9 protein-coding genes and 2 tRNA genes are annotated in these 12330 nt (G+C 68.5%); 3 read left to right on the plus strand and 8 right to left on the minus strand.

The annotated features are described in order from the left end of the window. Positions 1–7: 7 nt before the first annotated feature. From rfbC to F8M74_RS16705, 8 genes are all read right to left on the minus strand, one after another. Positions 8–3835, minus strand: coding sequence for an O-antigen biosynthesis protein RfbC (rfbC, locus tag F8M74_RS16670; RefSeq protein WP_141255194.1), 3828 nt, complete (start codon positions 3833–3835; stop codon positions 8–10). Between the two features lie 41 nt (positions 3836–3876). Beyond that, complete coding sequence (locus F8M74_RS16675) at positions 3877–5190, minus strand: ABC transporter ATP-binding protein (RefSeq protein WP_141255193.1); 1314 nt, start codon at positions 5188–5190, stop codon at positions 3877–3879. An 8-nt stretch (positions 5191–5198) separates the two neighbouring features. Then, the gene (locus F8M74_RS16680; RefSeq protein ID WP_162294997.1) at positions 5199–5981 is read right to left on the minus strand and encodes an ABC transporter permease; all 783 of its coding nucleotides are present in this window, start codon (positions 5979–5981) and stop codon (positions 5199–5201) included. A 202-nt stretch (positions 5982–6183) separates the two neighbouring features. Beyond that, positions 6184–6258 (minus strand) — tRNA-Gly (locus tag F8M74_RS16685). 50 nt (positions 6259–6308) lie between these two features. Beyond that, a tRNA-Gly gene (locus F8M74_RS16690) sits at positions 6309–6383 on the minus strand. An 81-nt stretch (positions 6384–6464) separates the two neighbouring features. Further along, positions 6465–7154 carry a CDP-diacylglycerol--glycerol-3-phosphate 3-phosphatidyltransferase gene (gene pgsA / locus F8M74_RS16695; RefSeq protein ID WP_140793362.1) on the minus strand — a complete coding sequence of 230 codons (690 nt, stop codon included), beginning with the start codon at positions 7152–7154 and terminating at the stop codon, positions 6465–6467. Between the two features lie 13 nt (positions 7155–7167). Next, the gene (locus F8M74_RS16700) at positions 7168–8664 is read right to left on the minus strand and encodes a tetratricopeptide repeat protein (protein WP_141255191.1); all 1497 of its coding nucleotides are present in this window, start codon (positions 8662–8664) and stop codon (positions 7168–7170) included. Next, positions 8621–9307: a lytic transglycosylase domain-containing protein gene (locus F8M74_RS16705; protein ID WP_141255190.1), complete on the minus strand. Its 687-nt coding sequence runs from the start codon at positions 9305–9307 to the stop codon at positions 8621–8623. The genes F8M74_RS16700 and F8M74_RS16705 overlap by 44 nt, the downstream gene beginning before the upstream one ends. Positions 9308–9394: 87 nt before the next feature. Between F8M74_RS16705 and nadB the strand changes: the two genes are divergently transcribed. The 3 genes from nadB (at position 9395) to F8M74_RS16720 (ending at position 12326) form a co-directional block, all read left to right on the plus strand. After that, complete coding sequence (gene nadB / locus F8M74_RS16710) at positions 9395–10984, plus strand: L-aspartate oxidase (protein WP_141255189.1); 1590 nt, start codon at positions 9395–9397, stop codon at positions 10982–10984. A gap of 93 nt (positions 10985–11077) precedes the next feature. Further along, the gene (locus F8M74_RS16715; RefSeq protein WP_141255212.1) at positions 11078–11731 is read left to right on the plus strand and encodes a rhomboid family intramembrane serine protease; all 654 of its coding nucleotides are present in this window, start codon (positions 11078–11080) and stop codon (positions 11729–11731) included. A gap of 1 nt (position 11732) precedes the next feature. After that, on the plus strand, positions 11733–12326 hold the full coding sequence (locus F8M74_RS16720; RefSeq protein WP_141255188.1) for a TIGR00730 family Rossman fold protein: 594 nt from the start codon (positions 11733–11735) through the stop codon (positions 12324–12326). Positions 12327–12330: the final 4 nt, after the last annotated feature.

Below are 12330 nucleotides of genomic sequence, written 5' to 3' on the forward strand. Positions count from 1 at the left end.
CCGGTGTTCAGCTGGCGTGTTCCAAGGACGAAGCCCGGTCATCCAGCGTCGCCGCTGGGTGCGCACCTGTGTTCAGCAAGCCCTTCATGACCCGGTCTACCTCGGCCTCCCACGACGTCCGGCTGACCCGCTCCGCAGCATTCGCACCGAGCCGGGCCCGGAGCGCGCCGTTGGAGACGGCGTCGCGAAGCCGGGCCAGTACGCCACTCGGGGTCGGCTCGGCAAGCAGGCAGTTCTCACCGTGCGTCAGCAACCACCGATTGGTGGGATTGTCGTTCGTGACGACAGTGACACCGCAGGCCATCATCTCCAGCGGCAGATACGACGGATGCCGGGTGAACATGAAACACAACCCGACATCACACTCGCGGTAGAGCGCCCCCGTCCGTTCCGCCGGCAACATTCCCAGATTGGTGACAAGCCCCCTGACGCCGTAGGCCTCGGGGTCCCACTCCGCGCCCGCCGCGAGCACCTCGACGGCGGGGCCCAGCTCCCGCTTGAGCTGCGCCAACGCGGCCAACCCCAGCTCGAAGCCGTTGCGCTCATTGCCCGGGCGTCCGTAGAAGAACACACGCACAGGACCCTGGCGCGGTGGCCGGCGCGGATGAAACAACGTCCCATCCACGGCGGGCTCGAACCAGGCGCCCTCCATCCCATGCAGGCCCACGACGTGTTCGTAGAGCCCCGGTGTGTTGAAGATGCCGTAGAAGCCCAGGCCATACGTCTGCTCGGCCAGCGCGGAGGGGGTGCCCGCCGCATGGAACAGCGGTTCGTAATCCTGGACGAAGTAGCCGCGAACGCCAGCCCGCGGGTGGTGCAGCACGCGATAGGCGGAGGTCCACGCGGTGGCCAGCGCCAGATCGCATGCGGGCAGTAGCGCCACGTCCTCTGGCCGGCGCAGCACGCGCACCGCACCGACCGCGCCCGGGCAGATGGCCGCCACGCGGGCCTCGATGTCACCGGGCCTCACGTTTGGCTGGTCGTAGATGACGAAGTCGCTGCGCACGCCGTGGCGGCGCTGCATCAGGTCCGCGAAGCGGAAGATGGTGTGGATGCCCGCGTAGACATGGCCGAAGGCGGGAACGAACCAGGTTGCCGTCTCCACCCGCCCCTTCGCGCGCAGCGCCGCCAGCGCCGCCGGCGCCGACTCGCGCGAGGTCTGGGCCTGTTCGGGCGTGAAGTCCCACGCATCCAGGTGCTCGATGAGGTGCCGCTGCGCCCGCGCACGCTGCTCGCCCCGGACATCCCGCGCGCTCGGAACGTCGCGCCCCAGCGTCCGGACCGCCAGTTGCTCGCCATCCTCCGGATGTCGGCGGAGGCCGCAGTCCGTGGCCGTCAGCGTGAGGTGCGGGTTGTAGTAGGGGTCGCCCTTCGGCCCCAGCCACGGCCGGTAGGCAGCATAAGACAGCCAGTAGTCCGCTTCGGGAATGGCGTCCGCACGCCGGCTGGCCGACTCATGATGAATGAGCCGCGTCTGCGCCGTGCACACCACGCGGAGGCCCTTGGCATTCAGCCGCAGGCCCAACTCCACGTCACTGCCACACACCTGGAAACGCTCGTCGAAGCCCCCCAGCGACTGGAAGACCTCGCGGCGGAGGATGACGCATGCGCTGGTGACGGACAGCCAGTTCCGCGTCCACTCGGTGTGCCCGAACGGAGTGGAGATGGGTCCCTCCGGCAGCCGCCAGAAAGGATGTCCCGCGAAGCCCGTCATCCCCACCACGACGCCCGCATGCTGCACGGTGCCCTCGGGGAAGAGCAGCTTGCACCCCACCGCGCCCACCTCGGGCCGCTGCGCCTGGGAGACCAGCTCATCCAGCCAGGAGGGGTCCACCACCTCCATGTCGTTGTTGAGGAAGAGCAGCAGCTCCCCGGAGGCCTGCTTCGCGGCCCAGTTGTTGATGGCCGGGTAGTTGAAGGGGTGGTCCCACGTCAGCTTCACCAGCCGCGGGTCCACCCATTGCCCCAGCAGTGCGAATGTCTCCGGCCGGGTGCTGTTGTTGGAGACGAGCAACACCTCGAAATGGGGGTAGCGGGTCTGCGCCAGGAGGCTGTCCACCAGCGTGCGCAGCAGGTCCGGGCGGTCCTTGAATGGGACGATGATGGAGACCTTCGGCGTGCCCCGCACCGGATAGCGGACCCGGTACTGCATGGGCGCCGGGCTCGTCACCTCCGCGGACTCCCCCTGGCGAGCCAGGTGCTCCGACAGCGCCCGCACGCCCGCCTTCGTCGCCGTGTCCAGCCCAGCGCCCCGGCTGGCCGAAGCCGCCGACCCCTCACGTGCGTGGTACAGCGGCTCCGTGACGTGGCCAATGGACGAGGTGGCCTCGCTCAGCCGCAGCATCAGGTCATGGCCCTGAGCGCCCTCGAAGCCCTCTCGCAGACCGCCCACCTGCGCCAGTGTCTCGCGACGGACCACCAGGAAGTGACGGACGTAGTCCACGGAGCGCAACAGGTCGGGCGACCAGTCCGGCTTGAAGAACGGCGCGGAGCGGTGGCCCTGCGCGTCCAAACCGTCCTCGTCCGTGTAGAGGAGCGCGAGCTCGGGCTGCGCCAGGAACGCCAGCGCCACCTCGGCCAGGGCATGTGGTGAGAGCGTGTCCTCGGCGCCCAGGAACCCCACGAAGTCCCCACGGCACGCCGCGAGCCCCTCGTTGGTGGCCCGGGCCGTGTCCCCTTCCGATGACGCGGTGAGGACGCGGATGCGAGGCTCCCGCTCCGCCGCTTCCCGGAGGATGCGCGCCAGGTGCGGCGCGGTGCTGGCGTCATCCACCAGGAGCCATTCCCAGTCGGCGTACACCTGAGAGGTCACCGAGGCGAGGCACTCGCGAATGAAGGCTTCCGAGGCATCGTGGACCGGCGTGACCAGCGAGATGAGCGGGCGCCGCGACAGCCGCGCGACGGCTTCATGTGCCGCGGTGACACGCGCCGGCTCCCGCGCCGCGCACCAGGCGGGGTAGTCCGCCAGCGACGGCGGCTGTGGCGGCGCCGTCCGCGTGCCCAGGAGGTTGGCGAGCGCGAGCACCGACTCGGCATTGAAACGGGACTGGCGCCGCAGCACTTCGCCCCACAGCGGCTGGGTGACGCGGAGGGCGCCGGGGAGGGCCCGGCCCGCCAGCGGCTCGCGCAGCGCTTCGACGTCCGCGACATGGCGGCGGGCCTCGGCTTCTCCTGGCGCCTGGGCACTCGCCGCCGCGCGGATGGCCTCCACCATGGCCAAGTTCCACCGGGCCTGCCCCTGAAGCACGGCCTCCAGCACGGGCCCCAACGTGTAGAGGTAGCCCCGCTTGGCGAAGCCCACCAGCGCTCCCGCCACGCGGCCGCGATGCGACCCCACCACCCACCGGGTGGGCACCGCCAGCGGCTCCAGTTGAGCGACGGCCCAGGAGGACACGTCATCGCGCAGGCCCAGGGCCCGATGCACCGTCAGGTACTCCAGCACCCGCACGAGCGCGCGATTGAAGTTCCCCTGGGGCCGAAGCATCTCGATGTGGAAAGGCTCCAGCCCGTTGACGAAGGCACGCTTGGCGGACGTCACCAGCGTGCCCCCACGCGCCCGATGCGACGCCGGGATGGAGAACGCAGCCGGGTCCGCCAGCCTCGCGGCTTCCTGGAGCGAGGACAGGCCCTGGCCGCCGTCAGGGAGCGCACGGTGGAGGTGCTCCGTCGCCAGGCGCAGCGCGCCTTCCAGGGCGCTGCGCTCGTCGCACTGTTCGGGCGCGCACGGCTGACGCTCCTCCAGCACCTTCCGGAGGACAGCCACCATCTGCGCGAAATCTCCCGGCCCCGGCGCCGCCACGTGCCCCTGCGTCACATCAGCCCACTTCTGCCACATGACTCACCCTTCCCCCTGGGTACCGGCGCGCTCCTGAACCTTCATCCCACCTCCACACGCGGTGACGTGCCTGGCTCGAATGGGACGCCCGCCTGGGAGTCGGCACCCGGCTCCACCAACCACCGGTGAGGAGGACGAAACACCCCCTCCTCCTCGGTCGCCGACACCACCCGGAACGCACACCGCCCGGACGACTCACCCTTCGAGGCCCGAGCCGACACCACCAGGGAGTAGTCGCCCCCCAGCGCCCCCAGGCGCTCGACCACGAAACGAAGCACGCCCTGGTTCGGCATCCGAGAGAGCACCACCGCCTCTCGGCGGGTGCTCGTCTCATACAGGGTACGTCCGTCCGCGGCCTGCAGTCGCACGTGGAAGTCCACGTCCTCGCACGGCCCTTCCACGGAGAAATCCGCGCGGACCTCCAGGCCCTCCTCCGGCGACAGGACTTCCAGGGACTCGCCCCGAGCATCCAGCAACTGCACCCGGTGGATGCGGACAGGCCCTTCGGCGGGCAGCGACTCGGAGGGGACTTGCGGCAGCGCACCGCCCCCTTCCGTGAGCGCCGGCGGCGTGAAGGCGGCGGACTGCGCCTCCGCCAGGGAGATGGCCTCACGGTACTCGGCGGTGACCTCCGAGGGCTTTCCCACGCGCCGGATGTAACCGCCATCAATCCACGCCGCGAGGTCGCACCAGCGCTCCACCGTGCTCAAGTCGTGCGTCACCAGGACGATGGTCTTCCCCTGCCGCTTGAAGTCCATCATCTTGGCGAGGCTCTTCTTGCTGAAGTGCTCGTCGCCCACGGCGAGGATTTCGTCGATGATGAGGATGTCCGGGTCCACATGCGTGGCCACCGCGAACGCCAGGCGCATGTACATGCCGCTGGAGTAGGTACGCACCGGCTCGTCGATGAACTCGCCCAGCTCGCTGAAGGCGATGATTTCATCCATCCGGGCCCGGACCTCGGCGCGCGTCATGCCGAGGATGATGCCGTTGATGAGGATGTTCTCCCGTCCGGAGAAGTCCGGATGAAAACCGGCGCCCAGGTCCAGCAAGGCGGAGATGCGACCGTTGATTCGCAGGTCGCCGGAGGTCGGCGTGTAGATGCCGGTGATGAGCTTGAGCAGCGTGCTCTTCCCCGAGCCGTTCCGCCCGATGATGCCCACCGTCTTCCCCATGGGGACGGTGAGGTTGATGCCGCGCAGCGCGGTGATGAGGCTGGCATCGCGCGACTGGCGCTTGCCCCGAAGCCAGCGGAGCAGCTCGGACTTGAATGTCGTGTACTCGCCCCGGATGGTCCGCTTCCGGAAGCTCTTCACGACGTCCTTCAGGATGATGGCGTCCATGGATTCAGGCATGCCGACGCTCAGATGGACTCCGCGAACTCTTCGCGGCGGGATTCGAAGATGGACGAGGCGCCCCACAGCAGCACCACGGAAACAGCCGCCAGCGTCATCAAGGGCCCTGCGTCCGGCAGCCGGTGCTCGTAGAAGATGGCCTGGTACGACGTCATCAGGCTGACCATGGGATTGAGCGCCAGCATCAACGAGCGGGCGCTCTCATCCTGGATGGTGGAGAGCGGATACAGCACCGGCGTGGCGAAGAACCACAGCGTCAGCAGGTTGCTGACGATGTGCTGCAGGTCCCGGAACGTCACGTTGATGGCCGCCAGGATGTAGGTCAGCGCCAGCGTGAAGGTGAGCTGGATGAGCACCACCACCGGGAACAACACCACGTGCCAGGTCGGCCACTGTCCATAGGCCATGCCCAGCACCAACATCAGCGGAAGCGACAAGACGAAGTTGCAGAGGTTCGTCACCACCACCGACGTGGGCAGCACCTGGGCCGGGAAGCGGACCTTGGTCAGCAAGTCCCGTCGGTCGCTGATCGCGCTGGCCCCGCCGCCGACCGACGTGGAGAACCAGATCCACGGCAGCAGGCCCACGAACATGAAGAACGGGAAGTTGGGGATGTTCTGCCGCATCACCACGGTGAACAGCAGCACGTACACCAGCATGTGGAGCGTCGGATTCAGGAACGTCCACAGGAAGCCGAGGAATGAGCCACGGTAACGCGCCTTCAGTTCCCGCTGGACGAGGCTGATGAGCAAGCCCCGGTACTGATACAGTTCACGGACGAGCCGAATCATGAGGGGGCCTTCTATAGCAGGGCCTCTTGCTGTTGCGAGGACGCCCAGCGCCCCCGGCCCCACTCTGCTGACGCCCTCGGACGGCTGCTCATATGAAGAGCAAGCCATCAACCGAGCGAATGTCCGGCCCTGGCTCCAGCACCTGAGCCACCAGGACACCGGAAAAACGAAAGGCCCCCTGGTCTCCCAGAGGGCCTCAATTTGGAGCGGGAAAAGGGATTTGAACCCTCGACCCTCGCCTTGGCAAGGCGATGCTCTACCGCTGAGCTATTCCCGCGTCAGACCCTGCAAACTAAAAGGCCCTCTGGCTTCCCAGAGGGCCCGATTTGGAGCGGGAAAAGGGATTTGAACCCTCGACCCTCGCCTTGGCAAGGCGATGCTCTACCGCTGAGCTATTCCCGCATCAGGTGCCGCGCTTTCGTCACCGCCGTGTGACCGCCGGGCCGAAAGTGAGGTGGGGTATACAGAGCCCTTCCGGACCCGTCAAACACTTTTCGCGGGGTCAGGCTCCCCCCCACGCTTCGCCAACATGGCCAGGAACGCCCGGAAGTAGACCACCGCGCTCCACACCGAGAAGGCACCGGACAGGTAGACGAGCACCTGGCCCACCAGGTTGTAGTCCACCGGCACGGAGAAGGTGCGGAACTCCAGTGGATGCACGTAGTGGACGCAGAGCGAGATGATGCCCACCAGTTGGAGGGACGTCTTCCACTTCCCCTCCTGACCCGCGGCAATCACCATGCCCTCGCTGGCGGCGATGGTGCGCAGTCCGCTGACGATGAGCTCCCGCGCCAGCAGGACGATGACGACCCACGCGGCGATGCGCCCCAGCCGCACCATCATCACCAGGGCCGCCATGGCGATGAGCTTGTCGGCCAGCGGGTCCATGAACTTGCCGACCACGGTGATGAGGTTCCACTTCCGCGCGAGGTAGCCGTCAACCACGTCGGTGATGGCGGCCACCGCGAAGACGAGCCCCGCCAGCAGCGAGTTGAGGGGGTCCGCGTCGTAGGTCAGCCACACGAAGAGCGGAATGATGAGGATGCGCCCCAACGTGAGCATGTTGGGCAGGTTCCAGAACTCCTGCACCAACACGCTGGGCTTGCGCGCCGCGCGCTTCCGGGCGCGCTCCTCTCGCTTCCGCTGTTTCCGCGCCGCTCGGTCCGTGGCCATGGCAGGGGCCCTTCTAGCGGACACCGAGGGCGATGAGGGCAAAACCTTCACCGCCCAGCTCCACCGCCGCCCGAAGCGGTTCCCCAGAGGGGGACTTGAGCACGGGCACCATGCGCGGCGTGAGGTTCCCCTGCCAGCCCACCAGGTGCGTCAGCGGCACCATCACCGGCTGCTCCTGGCGCACCGCCACCGCACGCAGCGGCCCCGGGAGGCTCAAGAGCACCTGGCCCTGCCCTCGCAGGTGCACCAGGTCCAGGTCCGGCGCGATGTCCGACGGAACCCGCCCGTTCTCGAACATGACCGGCTCCTCGAAGGCGAACACGCACTCGTCGCGGAAGTACGCGGAGTCCTCGCCCAGGTCCACCGCCAGGAAAGTACGGGTCGCGGCCGGCTCCAGGTAGAGCACGCCCTGCCCCCGGGCACGCACCATCCGCGCCGCACCTTCCCCGAACGACTTGTCCGTGGCCCGGCCCCGGAATCGCTTCATCTCCGGCTGGAAGGAGAGCTGCCCCGCCAGCGCCACCAGGCCATCCAGGCGCGTCAGGAGCTCCCCCTCCACCGCCACGGTGTAGCAGCCCGGCCCCGCGCCGAAGGGCCGCGACGCCTCCGCGCCGGGAAGGACGACCGAGCCGGCGAGTTCGGCCAGCGACGACCGCCCGCCGTCCCGAACGGGTGAGGACTCCGGCGCCGGAGACGTGGGCACCAGCGACGTCGCGGGCACCTTGCGCAGATGCAACCGCGTCAGGGGCACGGGCGCCAGCGGCACGCTCGCGGCCACCGTCTCGGAGGTCTCATCGAAGGCCGGCTCGGGAGGCGCCTCCCGCGCCACGCCACCTTCAGCCGCTGCTTCCGTCGCCTCGGACGCCGAGGCGTCGGACAGGGCACTGGGGCCCTCGTCTTCGGCGAAGCGAATCTCCTCTTCTTCCTCCGGTTCGGCGGCGGGCGGCGGCGGCTCGGCGACACGGGGCTCCACCGGCGCGCTTCGGGGCGGCGGCGTGGGGGCGGCGGCCGGCTTCGCGTAGCTCTCCCCCGCGATGGCGCGAGACATCTTCTCCGCCATGACGTCACTGCCGGCGAGCAAGAAGTGCTCGCGGGCGCGGCCGTACTCGCCCATCTGCGCCAGGGTGAGGCCCAGGTAGTTCTGGGCCTTCTGGTGCTCGGGGGCCAGGTCGGTGGCCGTCTCGAACTCGCGCGCCGCGCGCTGGAGCGCGGACGTCTTCAGGTACACCAGGCCCAGGTTGACCCGCAGTGTCGGGTCCACCGGGTTGTCGCGCACCAGCATCTCGTACAACTCGGCCGCCCTGTCGTACAGGCCGAGCTTGAAGTAGCAGAGGCCCAGCAGGTTCTGCGCCTTCTCCATGCGGGGCTGGAGCTGGTGGGCACGCTCCAGGAACGGCTGAGCCTCGTGGACCCTGCCTGCGGCCAACAGCTCGCCACCGCGGGAGAGCTGCTGGAGGAACTCATCATCAGCGGGGCTCGTCTCCCCCCGCCCCTTCGCGCGCGTCGTCATTCTGGGATGTGGGCTCGCTGGGGCCGCTCGAGACGGCCGCCTCGCGCTCCTTGTAGTGGTAGTAGAGCTTGAGCACCTTGCGCACGTACCCCTGCGTCTCTTCGTAGGGGGGCACCTTGCCGCCGTAGCGCTTCACCGCTTCGGGGCCGGCATTGTACGCAGCAACCATCTTCACCATGTCGCCGTCGAACATGTTGGCGAGCACGCGCAGATAGCGCACGCCGCCCTCGATGTTGTCGCGCTCGTTGAAGATGTCCTTCACGTACATGTCCGTCGCCGTGGCCGGCATGAGCTGCATCAGCCCGCTGGCGCCCTTGTGGCTGAGCGCGTTGGGGTTGAAGTTGCTCTCGGTGTGCATGATGGCGCGCACGAGCGCCGGCGGGATGCGGTAGCGCAGCGCCGCGGCAGTGATGTGCGGATCCAACTCCGGCGGGGTCCGCTTGCGGCCCACCACCGGCGTGTTCTTCGCGGGGGCCTTGGTGAACGTGCCCTTCAGCGTCTTGGCCCGCTTGCTGCCAGTGGGCTGCACGTTCGTGTAGATGATGGTGCCGTCCTTCTCGACGTACCGGTAGATGGCATCCGCCCCCGCCGACAAGGGCAGGGCCAGCACGGCGACGGAGAGGAACGCGGAAAAGGCACGCATATCGGCCCACGAACCTTAGACATCCGCGGGAAACTCCTCAAGAAAACGCCTTGTTTCCAGCACTTACAGTCGTTAAGGCTGCTCACCATGCCCCATCGGTTCGATTTCCTCGTCCTGGGAGGCGGCGTGGCGGGACTCTCGTTCGCCCTCCAGGCGGCCCGCCATGGCACGGTGGCCATCCTCACCAAGCGCGACCGTTTCGAAAGCAACACGGCCTATGCCCAGGGCGGCATCGCCAGCGTGCTCGCGCCCTCTGACACCTTCGAGGCCCACATCGAGGACACGCTGGTGGCGGGTGCGGGGCTGTGCCACCGCGACGCGGTGGAAGTCACGGTGAAGGATGGCCCCAGCCGCGTGCAGGAACTGGTGGACCTGGGCGCGGAGTTCAACCGCCGCATCACCGGTGAGTTCGACCTCACCCGCGAGGGTGGCCACTCCGCGCGCCGCATCATCCATGCGGGCGACATCACCGGCCGCGAGGTGCAGCGCGCGCTGCTCGCCGCGTGTGACGAAGCCCCCAACATCACCTTCTTCCCGCAGACGGCCGCCATCGACTTCATCCAGGACCGGCGCGTCCCCTCCCCTGGGGTCAGCCGGTGTCTGGGGGTCTACGCCCTGCTGGAAGACGGCGTCATCGAGCGCTTCCTGGCCAAGGTGACGGTGCTGGCCACCGGCGGCGCTGGCAAGGTGTACCTGTACACGTCCAACCCGGACGTGGCGACGGGTGACGGCGTGGCCATGGCGTACCGGGCGGGCGCGAAGGTGGCGAACATGGAGTTCTACCAGTTCCACCCCACCTGCCTCTACCACCCGGAGGCCAAGAGCTTCCTCATCAGTGAAGCGCTGCGCGGCGAGGGCGGCAAACTGAAGCTCAAGAGCGGCGCGTCCTTCATGGAGCGCTACCACCCCATGGGCGCACTCGCGCCGCGTGACGTGGTGGCGCGAGCCATCGACGCGGAGATGAAGCGCACGGGCGACGACTGCGTCTACCTGGACATGACGCACCTGGGACGCGCCTTCCTCGCCGAGCGCTTCCCCAACATCTACGCCACCTGCAAGGCGTTCAACATCGACATGGCGGTGCAGCCCATCCCCGTCGTCCCGGCGGCCCACTACATGTGCGGCGGCGTGGTGACGGACCTGGAGGGACGCACCAACGTGCCCGGCCTGTACGCCATTGGTGAAGTCAGCTGCACGGGCCTGCACGGCGCCAACCGGCTCGCGTCCAACTCGCTGCTGGAAGGGCTCGTCTTCGGCCACCGCGCCGTGCAGGTGGCCGCCGAAGAAGTGCGCTCCCAGCCCGCTCCCTCCGAGGACCCGCCGCCCTGGGATTCGGGCAGCGCGGTGGAGTCGGATGAGAGCGTCGTCGTCACGCACAACTGGGACGAGATTCGCAGGCTCATGTGGAACTACGTCGGCATTGTCCGCACGGACAAGCGGCTGATGCGCGCGCGGCGCCGGCTGGAGCTGCTGCGCGAGGAGATTCGCGACTACTATTGGCGCTTCAAGGTGACTCGCGACGTCATCGAACTGCGGAACATCGCCGACGTCGCCTACCTCATCGTCGACTGCGCCAGCCGCCGCAAGGAGAGCCGCGGCCTCCATTACACGCTGGACTACCCGCACCCGGACGACCACCGCTGGCTGCGGGACACCGTCGTGTCCAGGGAGCCTTGAGCCCGAATGTCTTCTCGTCCACGACGCATTCTCGATGCCCCCTCCTCCGCCTCGGGCGGTGAAGGCACTGGCGCGCAGCCCCCTGGCCCACCGGTGCCAGGCCCACCGCAGCCGCGTCCCTGGGTGTGCTACGCACTCATCGCCTGCGCGGTGTCCCTCTTCCTGGCGGAGCAGTTCCTGCCCATCTCCCAGGTGGTCCGGAGCGAGCACGGGCGGATGCAGATTCCGCCCCTGGGCCTGTACGGCCCCTTCGTGCAGGCCGGCCAGTACTGGCGGCTGCTGGGCGCGGTGCTGGAGCACGGCAGTCCCCTCCACCTCCTCTTCAACATGTCGGTGGTGGTGACGCTCGGCTTCACGCTGGAGCGAGGCATCGGCAGCCTGCGCTTCTTCGGCCTGTCGCTGGTGACGGCGCTGGGGGCGTCCACCTTCTCACTCATCTTCGACTTCGACGTGCCCACGGTGGGCGCGTCCGGAATGATTCTCGGCTGGGCGGGGGCCATGCTGCCCGTCGCCACACGCGAGGGCCGCCGGGACTTGTTCATCTGGCTGGCGCAGGTTGCTGTCCTCAGCCTGCTCCCCTTCGTGAGCTGGGCGGGACATCTGGGCGGCTTCCTCTTCGGCCTGCCTTGCGGATTGGCCCTGCGCATGGGGCGGCAGGTCTATGCGCGCGCCCTGCCCATCCTTCTTTTTCTCTCGGTGGTGGTGGCGCTCTACGCCGCCCACCCCGAGCGGCGTGGAGGCTTTTGACATGGAAGTGCGAAGTGTCTGTGTGTTCTGCGGCTCCCGACCCGGCGCGCGTCCGGAGTACATGGACGCCGCCACACGCATGGGCGCCGAGTTGGCGCGGCGAGGACTGACGCTCGTCTACGGCGGCGCCAGCGTGGGGCTCATGGGCGCGGTAGCGGACGGCGCGCTGGCCGCTGGTGGCAACGTCGTAGGCGTGCTGCCTGGCTTCCTTGGCGCCAAGGAGCTGGCCCACCGGGGCCTCACGGAGTTGCACTCCGTCGGCTCCATGCACGAGCGCAAGGCGCTGATGGCGGAGCGCTCGGATGCCTTCATCGCCCTGCCCGGAGGCTTTGGAACGCTCGATGAGCTCTTCGAAATCGTGACCTGGGCCCAGCTCGGCCTGCACCGCAAGCCCATGGGACTGCTGGACACGCGCGGCTTCTTCCAGCCATTGCTGGCCATGGCGCGGCACCACGCGGAGGAGGGCTTCGTCCCCATGGAGCAGGCCGTGCCCTTCGCCGTGAGCGCGTCGCCCACGGCCCTGGTGGACCGGCTGCTGGCGGGCCCGACGATGCCGCCCGCCGAGAAGTGGCTGAAGCGCACCAGCCAGACGTGAGCTG

It is taken from the genome of Myxococcus sp. CA023 (assembly GCF_010998615.1).
Classification (GTDB): Bacteria; Myxococcota; Myxococcia; order Myxococcales; family Myxococcaceae; genus Myxococcus.